Source organism: Microbulbifer mixtoriginis (SeqCode), from assembly GCF_052468275.1.
Genome location: NZ_CP174341.1, coordinates 2,222,387 through 2,247,698, shown reverse-complemented (window position 1 = coordinate 2,247,698; position 25,312 = coordinate 2,222,387). Strand labels below are relative to the sequence as shown.

Below are 25,312 nucleotides of genomic sequence, written 5' to 3'. Positions count from 1 at the left end.
ACTCCTACCCCAATCTATGCGATAGACAGCAGGGCATCACCCACCGCCACGGAATCGCCCTCTTTTACCGCTACGCTGGCAACATTGCCACTGCGCGGCGCACTCACTACGGTTTCCATCTTCATGGCTTCGAGCACAATAATGGCCTGGCCCTCGCTGACCTTGTCACCAGGCATCACCATCACCTTAAAGATATTGCCCGCTAGGGGCGCATTGACCGGCTCACCTCCAGTGGCTGGAACCGAACTGGCTGAACTGGCTGCAGGGGCGGCCGCACCTACCGGGGCAATATTGGTCAGATCGCCACCATCGGCCACTGTCACGGTGTAGCTCTGGCCTTCCACAGTGACCGTATACACCTCTTCCCCTTTGTCATTTTTCACTGCGGCGTTTTCATTGCCAGTAGGCACTGGCTCAAAGGCATCGGCGTTGCCGCGATTTTTCAGGAACTTGAGGCCGATTTGTGGGAAGAGTGAATAAGTGAGCACATCGTCAATCTCACCTTCGCCATTGGTCAGGGCAATGTCCTCTGCCCCGGCTTTTTCCTGTAACTCCAAGGTGAGCCTGTCCAACTCTGCAGCGATCAAATCCGCAGGGCGACAGGTCACTGGCGCTGCGCCTTCCAATACCTTCACCTGCAGCTCCTGATTCACTTCGGCAGGGGTCGCGCCATATTCCCCTTTCAAAACGGCTGCCGTTTCTTTAGAAACAGATTTATAGCGCTCACCGGTCAGCACATTTAATACTGCCTGGGTGCCTACAATTTGTGAGGTGGGCGTTACCAGGGGGATATAACCAAGATCCTGGCGTACGCGGGGAATCTCTTCGAGTACCTCATCCAGTCGCTCACCGGCACCCTGCTCGCGCAGTTGGTTTTCCATATTGGTCAACATGCCACCGGGCACTTGGGCCACCAAAATACGCGAGTCCACGCCTTTAAGGGAACCTTCAAATTTCGCGTACTTTTTACGCACCTCGCGGAAATATGCGGCAATTTCTTCGAGCAGATTAATATCCAGACCGGTATCCCGCTCAGTGCCTTCAAGCATGGCAACCAGTGTTTCCGTGGGGCTGTGGCCATAGGTCATGGACATGGAGCTGATGGCTGCGTCCACATTGTCGACGCCCGCCTCGATACATTTGAGCGCGGTGGCAATAGAAAGACCCGTGGTCGCATGGCAATGCAGATGGATGGGAATATCCACCGCCGTTTTAAGGCGCTTTACCAACTCGTAGCCTTCGTAGGGGCGCAATAGGCCGGCCATATCCTTAATGGCAATGGAGTCCGCCCCCATATCCTCAATCTGGCGCCCCAGCTCTACCCACAAGTCCATGGTGTGTACCGGGCTCACGGTATAGGAGATAGTGCCCTGAGCGTGCTTATCTTGTTTTTTTACCGCTGCCAGGGCCGTCTTCAGGTTGCGCATATCGTTCATGGCATCGAATACACGGAAGACATCCACCCCGTTGACTGCGGCGCGCTCAACAAATTTTTCTACGACATCATCGGCGTAGTGGCGATATCCCAGAATATTTTGCCCACGGAACAACATTTGCTGCGGGGTGTTGGGCATGGCTTTTTTTAATTCGCGAATCCGCTCCCAAGGGTCTTCGCCGAGATAGCGAATACAGGCATCGAAGGTGGCGCCCCCCCAGGATTCCAGCGACCAAAAGCCGACTTGATCGAGCTTTTCTGCAATCGGCAGCATATCGTCCAGTCGCAGGCGGGTGGCGAATAGTGACTGGTGGGCGTCACGCAGGACTACATCGGTAATCCCCAATGGCTTTTTAACCTCAGTCATGGGTTATCTCTCTCGGCAGAAATTATTGGATGTTGTAATGAAGCGAAATTTGGCGATTAACGTTTTTTTCGATGTTGTTCGATGGCCGCCTTGATAATGGCGTGCAAGCGGGCATTGTCATCGTTACCGCTAGCAGGCGGAGTGGCGACTGGCTCCGCTTCGGGAAAGTGGCGAGTAATAATTCGGGACATGATACCGGTGCCTATCACCAGTAACAGCAGGAAGGTAAAAACAATTCCCATACCGAACAGGGTAATGTCCAACCCCTGTTGAAGTAGCGTATCTTGCACTCTGTATCCCCCTAAGCCTTCGGATAATAAAAGGTTAATATCCGGGCGTTTATTCTTCGGCCTATGGCCGTTTAATGTTAAGCAGCCACTTTGCTTGGGCGCCTATAAAAACTGCCAAACAGCTCCGCTTAACTTCCGCACAATTCCCAGCTTGACCAACACCAAGCCACCCCAACTGCAATCCCCAAAATTCTGCGACTGAGCGCAGTGATCTAATTGGTAACCTGCCTGACTGGCAACCCATTTACGCCCGGCAATCTAGTCTTCAAGTAGGGCAAATACAACCTCGTTGGCGGCTCCACCCCGACAAGTAACCATACTATCTACTGCCAGAGGGTTCTTCTGCAGCATGGAAGTGCAGTCAATTTTCTATTATCAATACAAGTTGCTTTTAAAATCAAACACTTAATGGTTTCAGTGGCAACGGTGGCACATGGTTCATTGCGCCCTTTATTGGTGCAAACACACTCGAATTTGAGTTCAAATCTCCTATTAAAACTACCAGCCGAATGATCATTGTTACGGAATAGCGATCACTTGCTGATAGAATATGCGCCAACCATCACACCAATTTTTCCTATTTCCAACTTTATGACCGATAAGACAATTTCCCTGCAGCCGAAGATTTACCAGGCCCCCATGGAAGGTGTTATCGACCACCATGTGCGCAGACTGCTTTCAACGATTGGCGGAGTCGATATCTGTGTAACCGAATTTGTGCGTGTTACAGATACCCGCCTACCCCGCAGGGTTTTTACTCGTCTGTGTCCGGAGCTCTTGGAGGGCGCCAAAACGGCCAATGATGTCCCGGTACGCTTGCAACTACTGGGCGGCAATCCTGAGGCCATGGGCATCAATGCCGCCAAAGCGGTTGCCGTGGGGGCAAAGGCGATCGATCTGAATTTTGGTTGCCCAGCCAAGTCGGTCAATAACAGCGATGGGGGCGCCTGCCTACTGCAAAGCCCACATCGGGTAGAGGCGATTGTCGGCGCTGTGCGCCGGGCCGTACCGGATCACATCCCTGTCACCGCGAAAATCCGCCTGGGGTTCAACGACCGCTCTACCTATATGGATAATGCCCTGGCCGCAGCCGTCGGTGGAGCCAATGAGTTGGCGGTTCACGCTCGCTCTAAAGTCGATGGCTACAAGCCCCCGGCCTACTGGGAATATATCGGTGAGATTCGGGAAAAACTGCAGATTCCAGTAGTCGCCAATGGCGATATCTGGACACTGGCGGAATTTCAGCGCTGCCACGAGCAAACCGGTTGCCAAGCCTTTATGTTTGGCCGCAGCCTGTTGGCAAGGCCTGATTTGGGGCTGCAGATCAAGGCCTTCTGCGCCGGAGTAGAATATCAGCCGATGGCATGGCCGCAGATTGTCGAGTTACTCTGGGGTTACTATCAAATTACCCGGGAAGTCTACCCGGCCAAGTATCTGGGTAACCGGATCAAGCAGTGGCTCGCCTATCTCAAGCTCGCGTTTCCAGAGGCCCAGGTATTTTTTGAGAAACTTAAACGCCTGCGCGAGGCTGAGGCTATTGAGGCCATTTTTTCCCAGGAATTGGAGTCACCCCAGGAAATCATTAACCAGAAAGCTATTGCAGCCGCTTAATAGCGGCTGCAAAGTTCGTTAAAGCTCAGCGGTTGACTGGCGACTTAGGTAAGCCGGGTTGTAATACTTTTCCGGCAAATCATGGGCCTGGACACTCTCATAAATAACCCGTGTCTCTGTGCCAGTATTGATCGTATCCTGCAGCCGCATTTCCGCCACTACCTGCCGCCCCTCTCTTTGCCCAGAGATAAAGTGCGCAACCTTAGCCAACTTGCCGGATTTCAGGTAAAGCTCGGCTTTTACCGGAAAATTACTTTTGCTATCCACCCACAAGTTAATACGCTGATAACTGGCCCCTTTGGTTTTAGCGGTAAGGCTCAAACGGTTTACCAGCTGATCCTGTAATGTCTCCTGCCCGGCATAAACGCCCTGATAATCCTCACTCCAGGTAAGTGTGGCCACATCCCCCACCGATGCCCCCCCCAACAATTTTTGCATGGGTGTAATCCGTATAGGGCGGCGGCTACGCGGCATTAGCATCCAATAGTTATCCTGCAGCATTAACATTTTGGTGCCCTCCTCTCCCTTGCCTTTGAATACCACTAGAGATTTGCGCTGTGGGCGGGTGTACACATGGTAATTATCCATACTGTCCAGCTCGCCATTTTTGTAGACCTGCACCTCAGTGACTACTCGCGCGGAATTTTCTTGCAGACGGTAAAAATCGGCTTTGGCAAGCATGCCCTCCACTTGCTGCGTGGTGTAGATAATCTCGTTGCTGGCCCCACTATTGGTATTGAGTGAATTGGCCAATGCCATTGGAGCCATTGCTATTACCAGAGCGCTGCCCAAAACTTTCCAAGCAGTTTTTAATTTCGCTAACTTATACATGTACCAATGCCTCTGTTATCGGTTTGTTTACACCTTTGCGCGCTGCTATAAAGGAAGACAGAACACAGATTGCCGCTACTGCTAACGAGATCATCCAAGCAAGATTCATTGAGAAATACACCACCAGGGGATAGCTCTCGGTTTTACCGGGAGGGGGCGGCATGGTGACTTCAAACACCATCAAACCCATACTCACCGCAGCTGATAGCAAGATGCCCACGATCGCTCCTACCAGGGACAACACCAATGCCTCCAACACAAAGCCCAGCAATAATTCGGCGCGGGACGTACCCAATGCGGAAAGAGTGCCGATCTCACGGGTTCTTTCTGTAACCGACATCGCCAAGGTGTTGAAGAGAGAAACAAAAATCACCATCGCCATGATCACGCCCATCAGACCAAAAATTCGGTCGTAAAGACTTTTCACCCCTTGGTAAAAGAAGGCGCGATCCTCCCAGGTGGTAATTTCCAACTCGGGAGCCTGCTCAGCCAGACGCGCCTTTAATACTTCGGTGTCTTCCAGCTCATAGCCGTACAGGTGCATGGTGCTGACTTTTTCACTATCGAGAATAAACTGGGCAGAATTTATCGAGAGATACACCTGACGCTTATCCATATCAGGAACACCAGTTCCAAAAATTCCCTGCACTTTAAAATCCAGTGCGTTAAGAGCCCCATCTACAGTAGTCGACATCAGGGTGATATAGTCCCCTGTTTTTACATTCAGATTTCTTGCCAGATCCTTGGCCAGCATAATCTGCGGATCGGTAGGATCTTCATTCTTACTCAGAATGCCACCTTCGGTCATATTTAAGAAAGGCCCTTTTACCCGAAACTCGCTCGGCAAAATCCCCTGCCCCAAAAATATGGTCGACTTATCGCCATTGGAGATCAAGCCATTCAAATAGATACGTGGTTGTACCGCCTTAACCTCGCTATCGGTCAATAAGCGCTTTCTCAATTCATCGGCATTTTCCAAGCCATTTTGTAATGGATACTCTTCATCGCTATTGAAATATCCCGGCTGGGTAAACACCAGATGCCCCTGACTGCGCGCCGCGCCTTCTTTCAGGGATTTATAAGTGTATAGACCAAAACCCCCGGAAGTCATCAGAGCCATCACTACAATAGCGACAATTGCGACGGTCAAAAGGCTGCGGCGGCGGTTGCGTAATAAATTCAAAACTGCCAGTTTTAAGCGACGCATGGGGCTTCCTCCTGCAAAATCACACCGTCTTGTAAATTGATCACTCTGTCACAGTGCTGAGTCATACGATCATCGTGGCTGGCCACAATAAAGGCTGTTTTCTGTTCCCTGCCAAGGTGTTTCATTAATTCAATAATCTGCTGAGCCGTTACACTATCCAAGCTAGCGGTGGGCTCATCAGCTATCACCAATTTGGGCTTGTGCACCAGTGCTCGAGCTATCGCCACCCGTTGTTGTTGGCCGCCGGAGAGGCGGTCGGGGCGATATCGGGCAAACTCGGCCAAACCCACATAATCCAACATCTGCATTACCCGCTGTTTTACCTCTGCAGAATCCACACCATTGAGCTGTAATGGGTAGGCGACATTTTCAAAGGCACTCATCACCGGAACCAAATTAAATTTCTGAAAAATAAACCCCATCTGAGTGCGACGTATCTTCATTGCCTGCTGGTAGTCCCTGGTCATTAATTCACCGGCAAAATGCACCACACCGGAATAATCTTGGTCCAATAAGCCACAGATATTTAGCATGGTACTTTTACCGGAGCCTGAAGGCCCACAGAGGGCCACCATAGTACCGGGGCGAATGGCCAGGTTGACATCTCGCAAAGCCTGGTGCTTTATTTCACCTGTCGTATAGGTCTTTTCTATATGTGTCAGCTGCAACATCGGTCTTTCTCCAATCCCAATTACTACTCAGTATCCAGCTTACAAAGTGCCTGAGCCCCTCTTGTATTGACCTTTGCCTGCCACTCACTTTTCTGATCTGACTTTTCACCCAAATCCGCAGCCTCCAGGGCACCACAGTAGATCCAACTCACTGCCTGTACCGGCATGTGCGACAGACGCGGATCATTCATCAGCTCCCCATAGAGCTCAAATCCTCGATCAAAAGCATTGAAGAAAGCGGGTACCTTGGTAAAAGTGGTGGCTGCAATCCCCTTAAAAAGTAAATCCCGGGGCACCCCCCTAGCCGAGCGGCCAGGATTTTCAAGCTCCTCCAACATCAATAGGGCTTTGTCCATACGGGCGATCCCATTTTCTGCATAGCTCACCTTCTTCCAAGGCAACCAACTCTCCTTGGCCATCAGAGTCTCACTGGCACCCAGGTAGAATAGGGCTGCAGGGTCTGTGGGATCTTGCTGCTGGGCAACTTTGAAAGCCTCGTAAGAAACTTCAATGGCATCCCCACCCTGCTGCGCCGCCTTGTTATATAGCCCTTCTAACTGCGCATCCACTGCGGCAAAAGCGGAAGTAGACATACCCAGTTGAATCAGTGCCGCTGCAATAATCTTCTTCATGATTTCTCTCCTTGCGTTTAGGTTGGGAGCAGATTAGCGCTGGTTATGGAGGGGGTCTTGATCGTGCGACAAAAGGGGAAGGAGAGGGATAAACGGGGAATCTTTGGGCTGAATGGAGTTAGAAGCCACAGATAAGTGGTAAATGGCGAGGCGTAAACTATTTTGGCAAGTTACTTCCTAGTAGGTGGTACAGCAGAACCAGTTAATTGATATTGTCCCTAAGCGACCTCTCAAATCAGCTCGAACACATATATAAAAATTAGGTCCAACATATTTAGAGGGTAAGCCCAAACTCACCCATCTGTAAGAAAACCTTAGTATTGAAAAATTGATTATTAGGTACTGTCAGCTACCAACTTGCTAATAAATTTTAAAGCAGAGAAGCCAGGGGTGTTTAATTTTTCTAAATTTTTAACCATTGCTGACGGTAGATAAGGCTTGGCTGCAAACAGAAATTGAGCCGCCCCGGCCGGTGATTCAGTTGAAATCTTAGAAGAATAGAGATTCCATAATTCATAAATGGAAATAGAGCCCTGCTCTTTCAGGTATGTATCTATCGCATTTATAATCAGAAGACCGCAATTATAGTGAATGCGTGGATTCTTACGTGACGCATCCAGATAAACCGGATTTTCCCCCAGGCTGGCAAGGCATTTCTGCTCTGCTTGCTTTATCTTCTGTGACAGATAACCCTTAGAAAGGATACTCTCGAACGCCAAACCGGCAAAATAATCAGCCGCTCCCTCATGAAGCCAGGAGTCAGCTGTATCTATAACATCTGCGCCCTCTCTCTGATATAAATGGGCAACTTCATGGGAAAAAAGCCAAAACAATTCATCGACATCAATTGCCTCAACAACAGACTTCTTACCATACCAATGCATAAATATCTGGCCTGGCAGAGTTCCACCTTGATGACCATGTCGACCATCGTCTGTAGAACTAAAAGAAGCAAACAACGCGGGCCTATAGCCAAGTGTGCCCATTTTATCAGCAAAGAAATCCATCAACTCAGGCAACTGAGTGCTCATCTGATGTTGCAGCTTCTCTGGTAGAAGTTCATCGATCACACTTACAAAGTGATCACTCTGTATCGGTTCTCCATGACCAATATAGACCTTGCTGCCTTCATCGAAAGCCGCCCACTCAATACTTCCCTGATAGATCCTGCCATGCAGGATAATATTGTCAGACTCGGGAGCAACAATCGTCAAATACCACTTCTTTAGGCTAGGTTCGCAAGAATCTGCGCAGGCAAAAAATCTCCCCGTATGCAATAAATAACTTCCATCCGAAAACGGGGAGAAAGGGGCATATTCCTTGGGGAGGGCCGTATAAGTAGGGGTAAGATGAAAAGTAGCTTCTGTAAAGGCACTACCGTCCTCACGCACTAAACTCTCTACCTCATCAACAAACTCAAACTGATACCCGTTAGAAGTAGGAGCCCAACGCTTGCTTCTTGAGTTATCCGGAGAGCTTTTAAAGGCGAGCTTCTTTATTGGCTTTTCTGACACAAAGGTAACAAACCAGTTGCCATTTCCCTTCTTTTCCAGCTTGGTGCTAATAGTATTTGCAACTGCTATAGAGCTGAATCCTAAACAGCTACATACCACAGCCATAGTAATTGCAAGGGCTATTGTACGAAACGATTTTTTTATTATCATTCTCAACCTTAATCACAAAAAGCTTGTACTCTGAGCGTTTGAATAAGCACTTAATATTTTTTTAGCATTATATCCGTGAATTACCTCTCCATTGATAAGCAAGACAGGAACACCTTTACCACCTAGGCGATCATACTGAGACCTGCCCTCCTGGGACTTCTCAATATCATACTCATAAAATGGTATATTGTACTCTCCCAGCAATTCACGTGACTTCTGGCAGTAGCCGCACCATTCGGTAGCGTAAAGAATAACCTTACCCGGCCGCAGAGAGGCGTAATCCGGAAGCGGATTGAAATACAGCTCTATCTTATCCCACTTTTGAAAAATCAACAGAACTACAGCCAAAATCAACACATTCCTCATGCAAAGCCCCTAAAACTCAAAGAATCAGGCAAATAACCTCTTAGCAGCTCAACAGCTAGAAAGCAAATGAGAGGTCCGCAATATGTACCAACTTAGGTGGTTCAGTATTTTATCTATAAGGCTTACTAGGGTGGTTATGCAAGATGTTTACCTTCAACTTTCCATCCTCACTCATAACATCCTTACAAATATCAGCCCTTGAGCCATTCTTTTTTATTACATCCTCTTAACGCCCCCACCGACACACTATCAGGCGCACCAAGGGTTTCGTCTTTAATGTAGTGTTGAGCTGATGCTTTTGTTGTAACTAAGGTGATCACTCTAAGAGAATGAATTTGTCATTAAAAATTAGCTCTTAGTTAATACAGAGGGAAGGGGAACCTGTAATTTTTCAGCCCAGGGCTGAAGATCCTTGATAATAGAGGGATATAACTCTACCCCATCACGCAATTGCCGTGTTCGATTCGCCCAAGCACGCTGGCCAGGGACTCTTACAGGCTCATCGCTATCACTGCGGTTTTGCTCCCAGAGGTTACTTAAAGCAATGGTTTGACGAAGAAAGTCTGCTTTTGCCCCAAAAGCCTGGGGATCAATTATCTGTAAGAAAACCGAGTTGGCCTCTTTATCGCGCTTGGCTGAATCATCACCACGGCCATAGCCTCCAAGTGCCATCGACAACACCTCCAACATCGCACTTAGTGCCGCCCCCTTGTAACCGTGATCAGCACCACCAATCGGTAAAATACTGCCACCATTTTTGAACGCCGAGGGATCATCGGAAATCTTGCCATTATGATCTTTAAGGCAAGCTGAAGGCATTTTCCTACCCTCTCGCTTTGCACGTGACACATAGGCACCTGCTGTGATAGACATACTCACATCAAACAACAGAGGGTAATCTCCGGCCGGAGCCGCAAATGCCAGGGGATTCGCAGAGAACAATGGATCAATTCCCCCTTGAGGCGATACAGTATTTTCTCCCGGAGTTGAACAGGTTAGGATCGCCACATAACCCGCTTCGATTACCTGAGGTAAATAGGCAGCTAGGCAGGCAATATGCTGGCTGCGGCGAATAGTAGCGGTAACGACACCCTGTTCAGATACTCGTGACAATGCCTGTTCTATGGCTTTGCTAAGCACCCAGGGACCAGGTAAAAATTGTGCATCCCAGTTAAAGCAGTTTCTCCTATCGGACAACACTTTGGGTTCACCACTAAGCTTGGACTCACCACTTTGTAACCACTCTAAATTGCTCACAACCCGGTGCAAGCCATGGGTGGTAAAACCGAGCAAGTCTGCCTGCAAGAATACATTAGCGATTATGTCGGCCCTGTCCTTAGCGAGCCCCACACGCTGGAATAAAGCACTGGCAAAATCTCTTAATTCTGTGGAAGAGTAATAATCTTGCATCCTGACTCCATGTCATTCTTAGTAAGGACAATAAAGAACCGGCGCTTACTGTGAACCGGTTATAATTAATCCGCCTTACCACCTTAAATTTATTCTCTCTATGTAACAAACAAAAAATACATTCACATAGATTTAAACATTGCTGCGGCCCTACGGCTCACAGAAAACTTTTGCCCATCATCCATAATTACCGTAGCTGAGCCCGTCAGCCCTCGGTTAATCTTATCGATTCGCTTAATACAAACAATCGTTGATCGGTGTATCTGCCAAAAAAGATCAGGCTCCAACTGCGTCATCAATTCCTTAAGCGGTGTGCGTATAATATGCTGGCCCTGGTCTGAGTAAACAGTGATGTACTTGTCCTCAGCGACAAAAGCCGAAATTTCATCACAGGAGATTAGGTGTACATCCTCTCCCTTACTAGCCCTGATCCAGCGTAGATATTCCGGCTTACCGACATTGAGTTGCTGCAATAAAGCCGCAATATTCGAACTCACTTGCGCCTGCTCTTCCGCTCTACTTTCCAGACGCTTCTTGATACGTTCACAAGCTAGCTGAAGTCGCTCATCATCAATGGGCTTCAACAAATAATCTACGGCTTCCTGCTCAAAAGCATTTACTGCATATTCATCATAGGCAGTAATAAAGACCACTACGGGTTTGATTTCCAGCTTGTTAAGCGCGGAAGCAACCGCAATACCGTCCAAACCCGGCATACGGATATCGAGAAAAATGACATCAGGCTGTTCTTGCTGGCAAAGGGTTAATGCCTCCTGACCATCAGCTGCTTTACCAACTACCACCAGTTCCGGAAAAACATCAGCCAACATTTTATCCAGATGATGACGCAACAAGGGTTCATCATCGGCAATTATTGCGCGCATGGAAACTCCAATCTAGCGGTAACCCCGCCCAGTTGATTACTACTTATCTGCAGCTTGCCTTTTTCCTGGTATAGAGTGGCAAGACGCTCTTTGATATTATTTAAAGCCAAACCATTGTGCTTGTTTGACGCTGACTTATTGGTTGCAGCCTGCAACCCAATTCCACTGTCCTCCACTTCTATGATCCACTGACTAGCTTTCGTAGCCACCCTGAGACAGACCAGCCCTCCTTTCTGTGAAGGTTCAATACCATGGAAAATGGCATTTTCCACCAATGGCTGTATTAATAGGGGCGGAACTTCCGTTGAAGGGTTAACGGTTTCTGCCAGTTCGACCCTATACTGCAAGCGCTCACCCAGTCGGATTTGCTGAATAGCCAGATAGCTTTCAAGACTGCGAAGTTCATCTTTCAGGGACACATAGTCAGAACGCGATTTATTCAAACTAAAGCGCAAGAGATCGCTAAAATTGTCCAGTAATAGCTCTGCCTTCTGTGGATCGTGCCTAATCAGCATCTTAAGATTGGCCAGTGTATTAAACAGAAAGTGAGGTTCTATTTGACTTTGTAATACTTTCAGCTGGCTTTGCACCAGAGTTTTTTGTTGCTGGGCCTGTAGTAACTCTGCTTCCTTGCGCTCAGTCTCCAGTTTGTGGGACTGCTCACGATTAAGATAAAACTGGTAGAGTAAAGTCGTCAAAAAGATAGCCAGAATTAGTGAGTAAATCAGGGCATTAACCGCAGGAAAAACTCCAAAGCCAGAGACCCACCACCAAACATTAATAGAACCCAGCACCGTCGTTGCCGAAATGGTTACTGCATACTTGAGCACATGTGGCCAATTGGGTTTTAGATGGAGCATAAGCTTGCGCGTAGAAAAAGCAACAAAGCCATAGGTTAGAGAAATACCAAAATTGAGAGAGTAACTCCCTCCCCACACTTGTTTAGTGATAAGAGCCACAACAATACAAAGAATCAATATACGTAAATATTCACTGAGTAACTTCACCATGATTCCTTTTATATCTTCATGTTCGCAGTCAAAGTAACAAGGGTTTCATTAGGCAATTGTGTAAAATATGATTTTTTAGCGCCGCCAAAATACCTTATTGATGCGCCAAGAGTCCAATCGCCCTTCATTTCATGGTTAATACCAGCAGTCAAAACCATGCCTCTATCGCCAGGGGAATATAAAATATCCAATTTGGGATTGTAATTGTGATTAGATAAGCTCCAGTGCATCATCAGGCTATGGCGATTGCGTGCTTCGCTTAAAAAAGCTGCAGCAGAAGCATATCTGTTAGCATCCCATCCTTCCCCCTGTTCACTGTACCAGCTGGCATTGTCTGCAAGCCTTTGCCAATCGCGAGTATGCCACGCCCTGCTATCAAACCAGTATTCAGCGATGATTGTATGCCCTGCGTTATGGGTCCAGGTCATGCCCAACAGAGCCTGCCAGCCATCGCTCTGTTCTCCCTCTCGGGGTAAAGTGCCAGTTCTTGGAGAACCAGGCTTTAGCCATTGACGATAACGCTGCTGGTAACGGCCTTCGCTATGTAACTCCCAAGACTCCCCATAGGTCGTAACCCAGCTGGCGCCGATATTCAAACCACGCTGATCATCCAGGTAACCGAGCAGTTGCCATTCACTCACACCTTTCAGCTGGTACCAACGTGCAGCCAAACCTCTCGGAAGCTCTTCATTAATCAGTTGACTAGCATTAGCATCAACCAACATCAGGCTCAGCTCTCCACTTGCTGTGAAGCGGCTGGCTGATACGACGGCAACGCCCTCATCAGCCCGCAGAGATACCGGGTTGCGCTCCATAGGCAGGAATAGATCCAAAGGTCTGTGAGCGTAGCTAACACCAAAATCCAGGCGACGCTTACCTGCAAGCAGGTCCCACCCGAACCTATCCCCCTGCCAAAATAACTCCTCCACAACAAGTTCTGATTCCTCACCAGCGCCACTACCTGCCTCATGCAGCATGGAAACCTGTCCTTCCCAGTCCGATACCTGCAGCGCACCTTGTAATTTAACTTGGCGCTCATAACCTGACCCAGAATCGAAGAGGGCACTTTTCGATTGATTCTTAGCGCTAACAGCCATTGCCAACTCCCACTGCTGAGAGAGTGACTGAGCATTGAGCTCACCCACCAGAGACATCATCAACAGCAGCCAAAAAGTATTCCTTTTCATCATCACCTCCAACTTGATAGAAGCAATTTAGCAACACGAGTTGTTGTCTCCAGCCCAAGTGATGAGTGGTCTCCATGATGGACAGGCCGTAGATGGTTGGGATAAATGGTGGATAGCGGCTAGTGCAGGCCAGCGAGTGACGAATAAAGCTGGCCAATTCACAGATCAGTAGTGAGGCCACCATCATCAATTCTGAACAGCAACCAAAGTGATCGGTGGGCCATAACGCTCTATATCTAAACGCTCTGTCACCCAGTGCAAAAGGTCTCTCACTTCAGGCTATCAGAAGTGTTCCTCTTGGAACCCTCCTGTGCTCACCAAACCACAAAACAGGCACATAAGAAGTGAAAATTTTTAGCTTCCCGCGACGAAATCAATAAAAAATACTCTTTAAATCACAATTGGTGGAACCGTACCAGTTGATAGGAGTCCATCTTTTAACTCATTAAACACCGGCTATGACCTTATAGAGATAAATTGGGGGAACAATGCCTGGTCCACTTAAAACGTTTAGCGCTCTCACATTAACCGTAATTCTGGCCGCTTGTAGCGGAGGCTCTGGAGGCAGTAATAATTCTGATAATAATCAGCCTAATAATGAAACAAATGGCGGATCTAACACCGGCACAGATGCCGATAACAACAATGATAATGATGCGGGCAACACCGATACTGGCGACTACAGATTCAATCCTAGCACTCCGCTAAGTACATTAGTGATAGGAACTAGTGAATATGCCCAGGGTACACTGCAATTAGAGGATACCGATAGTACCAGCCCCACCTTTCAGTCTGGGACTTATGTCGGAAAGTATGGTGACTTCAAACTATATGACAGCGGCAATTGGGAATACCAACTGAACAACAATGCCAACGATTTAAACAGCGGCGCCTCGGTAGAAGATACTATCGTTTTTTCTCTCAGTAACGGAGATCAGCTAAACATAACTTTTGCGATCCAAACGATTGAAGCCACCCAAAATAGTATCGTTTTTATATTGGTTAATTTTTCCGATGCCGCCGTAACGGATGATGTCAGCATCTCCCAGCTTGCGGATATGACATTCAACGCTACCGACTCCCTCGATAACACTTACAAAGAAAACTCACTGGGCCAGCTAAAGTTCCAGCGCCATCTCAGCAGCAATAATTCTCTAGCACAATATTGCTATGGTGAGGACAATAAAGAAGAAAGCTCTATTGACTGCTTTATATACAGCATCCCCGACAATCAAAACGGAGGGATTTTAAGTGTTCAAAATGCTCAGAACCGTGCCACAAGCTCTCAGGATGGGCAATATTCCGATGGAGGTTATACTTGGAGAGATAACGCAAGCCGCTGGGTAGAAAGCAATTTTGTCGATGCCAATAATCGCCCAGTAGACCTCAACGCATGGCGCCATCGAGTATTTATATTCCCAACCGCCGCTTACAATGCCGGGTTAGTTGGTACAGGGGTCGCGGCGGTCAATGGCCGCTGGAGTATCGTTACTGCAGATAGCGATCAACTAATTATGGGGCATGAACTGGGTCATAACATTGGTTTAGGCCATGCAGGCAATGATAACAACAACGATGGGGATACCAGCGACCGAGGGGAAAGTGAATATGGCGCTGCCGCAGCCTTCATGGGCAATAGCTGGCAGTCACGCTTATTTGGCAGCGCTCATAGGGACTTTATGGGTTGGTACAACAGCTTCCCTGGCTATTCCAAATCTGTTTCTAAAAGTATGGGGAATGCTTCAGAGGTTCAAATTCAGGCTATCGAACTTACCGCCGGCGAATTAAATAAAACAATGCCACAGATTATAAAGGTGGAGAGTAACGGTAGCAGCAATCGAGAAAATCACTATTTCGTGGAATATCATATTTCCCACCCCATCCTAAACCCTCGTTCACAGCAAGATAAGGCCGTAACTGTACATTATCTGAAAGATGACACCGCCAACCAAGTGGCCACTCTTGAAGAGCCCGGCAGCAGCTTCACGGATTCGGCTGCTGGAGTCACCATAGAGTTTAAATCCAGAAGTGATGAAATGAATACCGCCACCATTTCAGTAAGCTATACAAATTAAAGAGAGAAATAGCAATGAGATACTTACTCACAATAATTTCGACCTTACTGTTAATTCCCACCGCCTCTGGTCAGGAAACTATAACGGGAGTACTGGAAGAAGAGGTTTCAGAAAATTTTAAAACAGGAAAAATTGATCATCGCTTTTCCATCAAAGATGAAAACACAGGGCAGTATTATTTTATAGATGCCAAGGAGATCAAAAAAAAGGGCATGAGATCTGGTGAACGAGTCAGAATACGAGGAGAAAAACAAGAGCGTCGTCGGCTTCATATCAAGGAAACCGAGAGAATCATTTACGAAGAATAAGCACGTAATATCCAGCTGCTCATAAATCTACGCCAGGGCATATACTTCATCAAGATAGCCCTGGCGACGTAAAAACCTACCGGATAGCACAACGCAATAAGCCGCCCTGTTTTTGCTATTATTTCACTGGTTATGTCTAGGAATTTGCCAACCCCTTTTGTTGGCGATACACATGCCAGGGAGTAACGGATGAAAATAGTTGTATCAATCGTTCTGGGTATCGCTCTATTTCAATCACTTTCAGCAAGTGCCGCCTGGACTGAACAGGCGCGCATTGACTATCTCAAAGTTCACAGCCAAGGAGTAGACGTTCGATTAAAAGGATTTGAAAATACCAGTGCTGAAGTGGCATGCTCTGACACTAGGACATTTGTACTAGTGAATGATGAATCTCAAATCTATGACACCAAAGTCTCTTTTTTATTGTCTGCTTTTATGTCAAAGACCCCAGTAAATCTGAGTTACTATGGATGCTATGAAGATAGAATCCGCTTGTATTCCGTCATAATCAGGGACTGAAGCGCCATCAAGCGATGTTTGGAATAACAATATTTTATCTGGAAGGATACATGGATGTATCCACTCAACTCTTAAAGAAGTATTTCACCAAATTCAATGTATAAGACCCGCATAATATTTAAGCGGATCTTATACAGGCCACTCTGACCTTCATTATAAACCTACGGCGCTTAAATCACGGGATCAGAGATTATCGTGACATTTTCCAGGCCATAATACTCTACAACCCAAGAATAACTTTCATACACTTCATAGCGGTCTGGGAAAGCTTTACCCACCACATCCCAGCGTTTACGAGATTTAGAATAACTTGATCCTTTGATCACACCAGTGAAATTGAATTCGTCACCGTTATGGGGATTAGTCACAGTAGTGGTATAAGGGATTTCAACCTCGCTATTTTCTACCATCATACGTGCCACCAGTAGGCTATAAGCGGGTACACTCGCGGGCATCGCTTCCTTAACGGTTCTCTGATTACTAACCGTCGAAGTTTCTCCAACCGTAGTTGAGGCTGAAAAAGTTTCAGAAAAATTGAACGTGATCGAGCCACTATTTTCAACGGTACCCGGAACTCCAACCTTGTAAGCCTCAGTCAAGCTCACGCCGGCAGTCACCGAGATGCCGAGTGTATTGGTCCAGGTATCAGTTTCGCTCTTGCCATCCGTATACCAAACTTCAGTACTATCACTCTGAGTTACGCTAGAAAAATTCTCTAACAGCCTCTCACCAAAGAAGGTTTTTGTATTTTCAGGGGTTTCTACAATTTGATCCCAGTGTATTTCAACCCCGCTCTCAACCAGATCAAAACGGTCAGCCACACAAGGGTAAATACTCCAAATCTTGCTATCTCCTGCGGTACCAGCAAAACCCACAACTGAACGGGTACCAATACTTAGCTGATACTCTTGCCACTTATGCCAACCATTACTACTGCCAAAAGTTATCTCTCTAGTAGAGTTATTTGACATATCTTTTAAGTAAACACGGATACGAGAAATATTGCCATCGCGTTTCTTATAAAAACGCCAACCCTGGATATATTCCATATCTCCAAGGAGTTTGCGGAATCCTGAACCAGTCGTTTTACCCACCTCGTCATCATCAGCGTATAGATATTCAAGCTTCAAGCCTTTGATACGCTCATCTCCGCTATAACTGGTAATAGCAGCTATTTTATCTCCCGGCACACGCTTGGTGGAATAGCTATCACACATGTCAAAGTCACTGCCATTACCACTCTTACCATAGGAGAATATTTCATCATATCGTAAGGTTCCGCCTTTATCTGCGGTATTAAAATAGAGATCCAATATATTGGTAGTTGCTAAAACTGGGGCAGAAAGAAAAAACCCGATCACCACTGTAAAGATATACCTCATGGCATTACCCTTTTATTAATTGTGCTATCAGTCCGTCATTGTTAGTTACCTCATTACCTCTACCACCTGAGTATTTTCTCTTTTCGCACCTCCTTTAATTGCTTATTAGGGGCTCCATCCTGTGTGAGATTCTTTTAAATCAGTGAATAGCTTTTATCGGTTATATTCATTGGAACACAAACTCAACAATCACCAGAAACTGCCCACCACCAGGGCAGTAGTAATCAGCAGTAATACTGAAAGTACACGATAATTGCGCCAAAGGGGCTCACTGCGCAGCGCCTCGGTTTCCGTATCAAAGTCTTTGCGAGACCAAACAAACTGCCTGGCTTCCTCACTAATCTTTGCCGGGCTTATCAAGCTGGAAGCCACCAACACCATGGAGCAGAAAACAAAGAGGATTGGCGCTATATAAAGGAAATGTAAATTAGTCCAACCCAGCACCTCATTAGCGAGGAATAGAGTTACTCCTCCGGCAGTGCCCAAAACCAAAGTGGTCATTGCGCCCTTGGAGGTCGCTCCCTGCCAAAAAAAGCCAATTAGGAATAGAGCCAAAACAGGGGGTACGGCATAGGAAAGTACTTTTTGCAGATATTGGAACAGAGAACCAAAATTCTCTATCTGCGGCGCCCACAGCACAGCCAGAACCATAAAGATGAAGGTGACCAGTTGCCCCACGCGCATCAGCTGATGCTGGTTCAAAGAGGGAAAACGCTGTCGCACGAAATCCATCGTCACCAATGTAGATGCAGAGTTCAGCGTGGAGTCAATCTGAGACATAAGGGCTGCAACAAAACCAGCCAAGACCAATCCCAAAATGCCCACAGGTAACAATTCAAACAGCAAGGTTGGATAAACCATGTCTGCCCGTTCTAGCTCGGGGAATAGGACAATCGCCATAGTGCCGGGCAGGACCATAATAAACAGCACCGGCAATTTCAGAAGGCCGGCAAACAACGCTCCCCAGCGCCCATGGTTAATATCTTTGGCGCTCAGCACCCGCTGTACCATGAATTGGTTGGTACACCAGAAATAGAAACCCAGTAGGGCCACTCCAGTGACCAGCCCCAGCCAAGGCACACTGGAATCTCCGATTGGACGGATCAAACTCAATTGATGGGCGGATACCTGGGAAACCACATTCTCCCAGCCACCAGCGCGATCCAGAGCGAAGATACTGATCAGAATTGAACCAAAAATTAGCAATAGAGCCTGGATAGTATCGGTGTAAATTACCGCAGCCAAACCGCCGGCAATCGTGTAAATACCTGCGATCACCGCCAAAATCGAAATGGTCACTGACATCGGCATTTCAGGAAAAATCAGCTTCATCACTAAGCCTCCGGCATAAAGGCTGCCGGCGGTATCCACCACGATATTCAGGAAAATTGTCAGACCGGAAAAGTAAGTCCTGGCGGTGCGATTAAAGCGCCGCTCCAGCATCTCGGGCATGGTGTAGATGCGGGAGCGAAGTATTGTCGGCAGATAAAAAATCGCGAAAAAAACCAGGATGACAGCAGCCATCCACTCATAGTTGAAGACTGCTATGCCAGTGCTATAGGCATCGCCTGCCAAACCAATCAGAGTGGTGCTGGAGATATTGGAAGCGAACAGGGAAAGCCCTATCAGCGGCCAAACCATCTTTCGCCCAGCAAGGAAGTAGTCTTCAGCGGTGTCGTGGCGACGACTGAGATAGAGCCCCAGGCCAATTGTGAAAACGAAATAGACGACCAAAATGATCGCATCGATGGGGTGGAGACCAAAATCGACCGACATAACTTCCTCGTTCACCGCTAGTTGCGTATTTTTTATGGTTTGCGGAACTTGCAAAAAATTAAATCACAGTGGTTTAATTAAGTAAAGCAAACCACCAAAATATAAATAAATCCTTTAAAATCAATAAATTATGAAAACAACCGTTTATCTCACTTTCATTGCTTACGCTAGGTAAACGCAATAAAATCCTATATGGACCTATTTGTCACAAATAGTCTCAGATCAAACTCTCGGATACGCGTTTTCTACAAAAGGGGCACAGAGATGGGTAAGGGAAGTAATTCCAGCGGCCTGCGTCGCTATAACGAACGGGTTTTGCTAACCGCGCTAAGGAAAACAGGTACCGCGTCCAAGTCCGACCTGGCGCGCCTCACCAACCTTACCCCCCAGGCCGTTACACGCATCGTGGATGAATTGGAGAGTACTGGCATGGTTATGCGTGAGGGGCGCAGGCTTGGCGGCAAAGGCCAGCCCTCCATCATGTACACCATCAACCCCACCGGTGCTTACTCCATAGGCATTAAAGTCGGGCGGCGTAATGTTGAATTATTGTTAATGGATTTTGGCGGCAATATTTTGAAGAAAATATGCCAGGAATTTGAATGCCCTGAGCCCGACTTTCTTCTCAGAAATATAGAATCGGGTATCGAAAATTTAAGTGCAGAATTAGTCAAAAAAGACCAATCCAAGCTCGTCGGCGTTGGTATCGCCATGCCCTGGTTTATCGGTGCCTGGACAAAAGAATTGGAAATGAGCGATACCCTGGCGAACGAATGGCGAGAAATTAACTTCGCAGAAGAGGTTTCCAAAGGCACCCACCTACCCGTCTTCTTTGAAAATGACTGCTCTGCTGCAGCAGTCGCCGAGCTGCAATTCGGTAAAGGCACTGAAGTTTCCGATTTTCTTTATATCTTCGTTGGCACTTTTATCGGCGGCGGCCTGGTGCTTAATAGCAGCCTGGAGACTGGTGTACATGGCAACTCAGGCAACCTGGCCACCATGCCAGTCCCTGCCTCCAAGCTCAGTAGCACCCCAGAACCCGAAGGGGTCTTCGAGACCTTACTTAATCGAGCCTCACTATTTGGCTTGCGCCGACACCTGCGCGCCAACCAAATTAATATCAATGACTCTGCTGATTTATTGTCGGTGATGGATCAGGCCCGCCCACTCATACAGGAATGGCTGGACGACTGCGCTGATGCCCTGGTTTACGCCATTCTCTCCGCAGTCAGCGTACTGGACCTTGAGGCCGTTATTATCGATGCGCACCTCCCGCGATTCCTGCTGGAGGAGCTGGTGGAAATCATCTCCAGGCGAATGCAGCAAGCCGCCCCGTCCGGAGTTTTCAAGCCCCAGATAATGAGCGGTAAGATCGGTATTGATGCCATCGCGATTGGCGGTGCCATCCTGCCCTTTTACTCCAATTTTGCACCAGATAAGACCGTGCTATTGAAGGGTGGAGTTCCTGAGCGGGTTCCGGTTTAACCTGAAATATAGCGGAAAATCAAGGCTCAACTAATTAGACATTAAAACCGTATTGGTTCGTTTTACATAATCATAACAGTGAGGTGACCAGCGAGATGGCATTTAACCTAAAAGACAAATGGGTTTGGGATTTTTGGTTCGCCGTTGATGGCGATCAATACCATATGTTTTATCTACAAGCGGATAAATCCCTCGGCGATCCAGAGCTACGTCATTGGCATGTCTCGATCGGTCACGCCATTTCCACCGACCTGATTCATTGGACCCCAACGCAAGACGCGATAAAACCCTCCCAATATCAAGAGGGTGACATCGATGAGGCTGCAGACTCCTACACAACCTGGACCGGCTGCGTACATAAAGAGGGCGACACCTGGTACATGTTTTACACGGGTACCAAACACACAGAAAAAGGGCTTATTCAGCGGGTCTGCCTGGCTACCTCCAAAGATCTTTTAAACTGGCAAAAATGTCCGGAAAATCCTCTGGTGGAGTTAGACCCCAAGTTTTATGACGGTCTAAACCTGGAATACTGGCATGATGCCTCCTGGCGCGACCCTTGGATTGTCAAAGATCCCGATCAAGCCCTTTATCATATGTATGTCACTGCCCGTTGTAATCAAGGCAGTCCCGACGGGCGCGGCGCAGTGGGTTATGCCAGCTCCACCGATCTCCTGCACTGGAAAGTTGGAGAACCCATACTGGCACCGGGCTGGTATGGAGAAATGGAAGTCCCGCAGATTGAAAAAATCCAGGGCCGCTACTATCTCTTCTGCTCTGTCTCCACTCAGTTTCACAGCCAAGCCCACCGCCATTCTATGAGCGGAAAACCACTTACCGGCACCAAGTATTTGGTCTCCGATGCCCTAAATGGGCCATACACCGTTATTGGTGATGGATTCCTCAGTGCTGACGAGCAGGGCAGCCTATATTCCGGTCGGGTGATACAGGGGCCAGACCAACACTGGTATCTGCTCGCCTTTAACCGCAACGATGCACAAGGCAATTTTATCGGCGGGATTTGCGATCCCAAGAAGATCAAACTCCTTGCGGATGGGCAACTCACATTGGCAGAGTAACGATAGATGGCCAACGGCACTTGCGAAAGTACCGGTGCCGTGCCGCATGCCAAATATCCACCAGGGCCGAAGACTTCACCTAACCTGTAAGCAATCAATAGCTGAAAACTTCCCACTGATTGCAGTTTCTTTAGATATTTATCCCCAAGATCCCAGTAAAAACCCTTCCCTTTGCCCCCCCCACAATCCAAGCAAATTTTCTTCAGCACCCAAGCAGTACCCGGGCTCCCTCCACTGAAAAATAAATCTCACTGATTGATTTAGTTACATATTTAAAATAAAACTCCAAATTTATAACATAATTCTATTGCCCACATTAAATCACAGTGGTTTAATAAATAAAGAATGGCCATCCCACCATGCGAATCAAGAAAAAAGAAGAGCCCAACCTAAGTGGGCCGCCAGCAAAAACTAATAACCATAAGTGATGATTGAGGAGAGCGTCGTGAAGGCAGAAGACTTTCAAGCCGATTGCAAATGGGTCAGAGGTTTTAAACCAAGTTCAATCGCCCTGGCGATAGCGGTGGCATCCAGTGTTAGCACTGCGGTAACCGCCCAAGAGCAGCTGGAGATTGAGGAAGTCATCATTACCGCTACGGCACGCCCCGTAACGAAAATGGAATCCAGCATTTCCGTCAGCGCCCTAGATACCGAAGAATTGTCTCACTACGCCCCCCGCTCAACCGCAGAAGTTTTTCGCAGCCTGCCAGGTATACGCGCGGAATCTTCTGGTGGCGGTGGCAATGCCAATATCACTGTAAGGGGAATTCCGCTTGCCACTGGTGGCTCCAAGTACATGCAGATCCACGAGGATGGGCTGCCAGTACTCGAATACGGCGATATCAATTTCGGCAATACCGACAACTTTATTCGAACCGATTCTTCCCTATCCCGCATTGAAAGTGTACGCGGCGGCTCCGCTTCCACCTTTGCCAGCAACTCCCCCGGCGGTGTGATCAATATGATCAGCAAGACTGGAGAAGAAGAAGGCGGGAATATAGGCCTCTCTTTTGGTGCAGATTACGATGAAACCCGCCTGAACTTCGGCTACGGGCACCACCTCAGCGATACCCTGCGGTTTTATGTAGGCGGCTTCCTGCGCGAGGGGGAAGGTGTTCGTGAAACCGGCTTTGATGGCGATTCCGGTGGCCAATTAAAGGCCAATCTCACCAAAGATTTTGACAACGGTTATGTGCGCCTTTACTACAAACACCTGGACGATCGGGTGACTACTTACCTACCCGGCCCGGTAACTTATAAAGGCAATGGAGAGTTCGGCACTGTAGCCAACTTCGATGCCAGCAGCCAGACCCTGCACTCCGAAAATTACCGCAATATCTCCACTTTCGATGCCTATGGCAACCCGGTAAATCGGGATCTCAGCGACGGTATTGAATCCCTGGTAGAAGCCTATGGATTTGAGAGTCAATTTGAATTTGAGAATGGCTGGACCATTACTGACAAGTTCAGAATTTCTGATATAAGCGGTAGCTTTATCTCTCCATTTACTGACACCTTTGGCAATTACGGCCCACAATCCGCACAAGGTATGGCAGACCTGATCTGTGCCAATGCCGTTAGCGGAGAGGATTCTGCAGTGGACTGTAGTGCAGGAACCACTGTGACCTACGCCAATGGCGAAGAAGTCGATGAATTAGCCTATCTGAACTTATTGTTCGATACAGAAATCCATGACCTGGGCTTGATCGTCAACGATTTCAAAGTCGACAAGCTCATTAATGACAATATTGTTGTTTCCGCAGGCTTTTACTATTCCAAGCAAAATATTAAAACCAGCTGGAATAGTTGGAATGCCCTAATCCAAAGCGTGGATGGCAGTGACTCCCAGAATCTAACTATCACAGCGAATGCCAACGGGGACCTACTAGTCGATGATGGCCTCTGGTCGGCAAGCTTCCTGTCCTATGCCTGGGATCTGGAATACGAGACCTACGCTCCTTATATGAACGTGTCTTTCGATGTTGGGGACTTCACCTTCGACGTCAGTGCACGCCACGATATAGTCAATGCAAAGGGCTCTCTGGTTTCCAGTTGCTGTGGTGGCGATACCGATTACGATATCAACGGAGATGGCATTATCAGCGATGTGGAAGATGCGAGCGCATCAGATGCCTTTGGTTTTACCGGTGGCATTATCACTCTGGCTAGCGGTAATACTCAGCTAGTCGACTATGATGCAGATAACACCTCCTTCTCCCTTGGCGGCAACTATGCAATCAATGACAGCATGGCTGTTTTTGCTCGTTACAGTGAAGGGGGCCGCGCAATTGCCGATCGCCTACTGCAAATTAGCGGCGCTTTAAATAGTGATGGCAGCCTCAGCAACACCACCGATGGCTTTGATTCTGTTGACCAGCTGGAGATCGGTTACAAGTTTAGCGCTGGTGACTTTGATATTTTTGCCACCTATTTCAATACCATCACCGAAGAGACCAATGCGGAAATCACCAGCGGCCTAACTTTCGTACGCGAGTATGAAGCACAAGGTATAGAGCTGGAAGGCTCCTATATTTATGGCGATTTCTCGGTTAACGGCAACCTGACCTGGACGGATGCCGAAATCAGCAAAGATGCGAATAACCCATCGGTAGTGGGCAATACTCCCCGCCGTCAGGCAGATATTATTTACACCATTACCCCTCAGTATAATTTTGGTGACAGCCTAACCTTCGGCGCCAGCCTGCAGGGCTCCACTGAGTACTACGTTTCAGATTCCAACAAGCTGAAACAAGATGGTTATGTGTTGGTAAATCTGTTCGGCTCTTATTATGTCACTGAGGATCTCACCGTCTCCTTTAATGTAAACAACCTTACTGATGAGTTTGTTGTAACTGAGGTTGAAGAGTCTTACGCAGAAGCTGGAGATATTGTTCGCGGCAGGACCATCAGCGGCCGCTCCACCAGTGTCAGCTTCAATTACGCTTTTTGATCGTTGTCCTCCCTACTCCAGTAAGTCGTTTGCAGCCCGCTTAGGGCCGCTTGCAAACACCGGGTGTCCAGCCTCCCCGTTGGCACCCGGCCTTTTTCTTTGACGAGAAACTTACTGCAGTCACTCCTCCAGTGGAGTAGCCTGTTAAAATTAACCGACCAAATATTTCTTTA

The 25,312-nt window shown here is 47.7% G+C and carries 22 protein-coding genes; 7 read left to right on the top strand and 15 right to left on the bottom strand.

The window, feature by feature from the left end:
• Nucleotides 1-14: 14 nt before the first annotated feature.
• Entirely contained in the window at nt 15-1,802 is a 1,788-nt protein-coding gene (gene oadA, locus ACJJIC_RS09830; RefSeq protein ID WP_444910086.1) for a sodium-extruding oxaloacetate decarboxylase subunit alpha, read from the bottom strand.
• A 56-nt stretch (nt 1,803-1,858) separates the two neighbouring features.
• Entirely contained in the window at nt 1,859-2,092 is a 234-nt protein-coding gene (locus ACJJIC_RS09825; protein ID WP_252085251.1) for an OadG family protein, read from the bottom strand.
• A 591-nt stretch (nt 2,093-2,683) separates the two neighbouring features.
• On the opposite strand from ACJJIC_RS09825, the gene ACJJIC_RS09820 reads away from it, so the two are divergent.
• Nucleotides 2,684-3,703, top strand: a complete 1,020-nt coding sequence (locus ACJJIC_RS09820) for a tRNA dihydrouridine synthase (RefSeq protein WP_445357882.1) — start codon at nt 2,684-2,686, stop codon at nt 3,701-3,703.
• An 18-nt stretch (nt 3,704-3,721) separates the two neighbouring features.
• Here ACJJIC_RS09820 and ACJJIC_RS09815 read toward each other — a convergent pair whose 3' ends face one another.
• The 11 genes from ACJJIC_RS09815 to ACJJIC_RS09765 form a co-directional block, all read right to left on the bottom strand.
• A complete protein-coding gene (locus tag ACJJIC_RS09815) occupies nt 3,722-4,534 on the bottom strand; it encodes an outer membrane lipoprotein-sorting protein (RefSeq protein WP_444924612.1) in 813 nt (270 codons plus the stop codon).
• Nucleotides 4,527-5,741 carry an ABC transporter permease gene (locus tag ACJJIC_RS09810; RefSeq protein WP_445356832.1) on the bottom strand — a complete coding sequence of 405 codons (1,215 nt, stop codon included), beginning with the start codon at nt 5,739-5,741 and terminating at the stop codon, nt 4,527-4,529. Before ACJJIC_RS09810 ends, ACJJIC_RS09815 begins: the two co-directional genes overlap by 8 nt.
• Complete coding sequence (locus ACJJIC_RS09805; protein WP_444910089.1) at nt 5,729-6,412, bottom strand: ABC transporter ATP-binding protein; 684 nt, start codon at nt 6,410-6,412, stop codon at nt 5,729-5,731. Before ACJJIC_RS09805 ends, ACJJIC_RS09810 begins: the two co-directional genes overlap by 13 nt.
• A gap of 23 nt (nt 6,413-6,435) precedes the next feature.
• A complete protein-coding gene (locus ACJJIC_RS09800) occupies nt 6,436-7,044 on the bottom strand; it encodes a hypothetical protein (RefSeq protein WP_444888508.1) in 609 nt (202 codons plus the stop codon).
• Nucleotides 7,045-7,379: 335 nt separating this feature from the next.
• A complete protein-coding gene (locus ACJJIC_RS09795) occupies nt 7,380-8,708 on the bottom strand; it encodes a gluzincin family metallopeptidase (protein WP_445356831.1) in 1,329 nt (442 codons plus the stop codon).
• A 12-nt stretch (nt 8,709-8,720) separates the two neighbouring features.
• Nucleotides 8,721-9,074, bottom strand: a complete 354-nt coding sequence (locus ACJJIC_RS09790) for a glutaredoxin family protein (protein WP_444885536.1) — start codon at nt 9,072-9,074, stop codon at nt 8,721-8,723.
• A gap of 348 nt (nt 9,075-9,422) precedes the next feature.
• Nucleotides 9,423-10,484, bottom strand: coding sequence for an Ldh family oxidoreductase (locus tag ACJJIC_RS09785; RefSeq protein WP_444910091.1), 1,062 nt, complete (start codon nt 10,482-10,484; stop codon nt 9,423-9,425).
• Between the two features lie 122 nt (nt 10,485-10,606).
• Nucleotides 10,607-11,368, bottom strand: a complete 762-nt coding sequence (locus ACJJIC_RS09780; RefSeq protein ID WP_444910092.1) for a LytR/AlgR family response regulator transcription factor — start codon at nt 11,366-11,368, stop codon at nt 10,607-10,609.
• Nucleotides 11,356-12,375, bottom strand: a complete 1,020-nt coding sequence (locus tag ACJJIC_RS09775; protein WP_445356830.1) for a sensor histidine kinase — start codon at nt 12,373-12,375, stop codon at nt 11,356-11,358. The genes ACJJIC_RS09780 and ACJJIC_RS09775 overlap by 13 nt, the downstream gene beginning before the upstream one ends.
• 11 nt (nt 12,376-12,386) lie before the next feature.
• Entirely contained in the window at nt 12,387-13,565 is a 1,179-nt protein-coding gene (locus ACJJIC_RS09770) for a TonB-dependent receptor (RefSeq protein ID WP_444910093.1), read from the bottom strand.
• Nucleotides 13,516-13,749, bottom strand: a complete 234-nt coding sequence (locus tag ACJJIC_RS09765) for a hypothetical protein (RefSeq protein WP_444910094.1) — start codon at nt 13,747-13,749, stop codon at nt 13,516-13,518. The genes ACJJIC_RS09770 and ACJJIC_RS09765 overlap by 50 nt, the downstream gene beginning before the upstream one ends.
• A 304-nt stretch (nt 13,750-14,053) precedes the next feature.
• Here ACJJIC_RS09765 and ACJJIC_RS09760 point away from each other — a divergent pair, with 304 nt between their 5' ends.
• The 3 genes from ACJJIC_RS09760 to ACJJIC_RS09750 all read left to right on the top strand — a co-directional run bounded on the left by ACJJIC_RS09760 (nt 14,054) and on the right by ACJJIC_RS09750 (nt 16,467).
• A complete protein-coding gene (locus ACJJIC_RS09760) occupies nt 14,054-15,640 on the top strand; it encodes a VCBS domain-containing protein (RefSeq protein WP_445356829.1) in 1,587 nt (528 codons plus the stop codon).
• Between the two features lie 14 nt (nt 15,641-15,654).
• The gene (locus tag ACJJIC_RS09755) at nt 15,655-15,948 is read left to right on the top strand and encodes a hypothetical protein (protein WP_444885542.1); all 294 of its coding nucleotides are present in this window, start codon (nt 15,655-15,657) and stop codon (nt 15,946-15,948) included.
• A gap of 189 nt (nt 15,949-16,137) precedes the next feature.
• Nucleotides 16,138-16,467: a hypothetical protein gene (locus ACJJIC_RS09750; RefSeq protein WP_445356828.1), complete on the top strand. Its 330-nt coding sequence runs from the start codon at nt 16,138-16,140 to the stop codon at nt 16,465-16,467.
• 170 nt (nt 16,468-16,637) lie between these two features.
• Here the strand turns inward: ACJJIC_RS09750 and ACJJIC_RS09745 are convergent, their stop codons facing one another.
• Both ACJJIC_RS09745 and ACJJIC_RS09740 read right to left on the bottom strand, forming a co-directional pair.
• A complete protein-coding gene (locus tag ACJJIC_RS09745; protein WP_445356827.1) occupies nt 16,638-17,849 on the bottom strand; it encodes a hypothetical protein in 1,212 nt (403 codons plus the stop codon).
• Between the two features lie 189 nt (nt 17,850-18,038).
• The gene (locus tag ACJJIC_RS09740; RefSeq protein WP_444904314.1) at nt 18,039-19,625 is read right to left on the bottom strand and encodes a sodium:solute symporter; all 1,587 of its coding nucleotides are present in this window, start codon (nt 19,623-19,625) and stop codon (nt 18,039-18,041) included.
• 264 nt (nt 19,626-19,889) lie between these two features.
• Here ACJJIC_RS09740 and ACJJIC_RS09735 point away from each other — a divergent pair, with 264 nt between their 5' ends.
• The 3 genes from ACJJIC_RS09735 to ACJJIC_RS09725 all read left to right on the top strand — a co-directional run bounded on the left by ACJJIC_RS09735 (nt 19,890) and on the right by ACJJIC_RS09725 (nt 25,139).
• A complete protein-coding gene (locus ACJJIC_RS09735) occupies nt 19,890-21,110 on the top strand; it encodes an ROK family protein (protein ID WP_445356826.1) in 1,221 nt (406 codons plus the stop codon).
• A gap of 95 nt (nt 21,111-21,205) precedes the next feature.
• The gene (locus ACJJIC_RS09730; RefSeq protein ID WP_445356825.1) at nt 21,206-22,189 is read left to right on the top strand and encodes a glycoside hydrolase family protein; all 984 of its coding nucleotides are present in this window, start codon (nt 21,206-21,208) and stop codon (nt 22,187-22,189) included.
• A gap of 445 nt (nt 22,190-22,634) precedes the next feature.
• The gene (locus ACJJIC_RS09725; RefSeq protein WP_445356824.1) at nt 22,635-25,139 is read left to right on the top strand and encodes a TonB-dependent siderophore receptor; all 2,505 of its coding nucleotides are present in this window, start codon (nt 22,635-22,637) and stop codon (nt 25,137-25,139) included.
• Nucleotides 25,140-25,312: the final 173 nt, after the last annotated feature.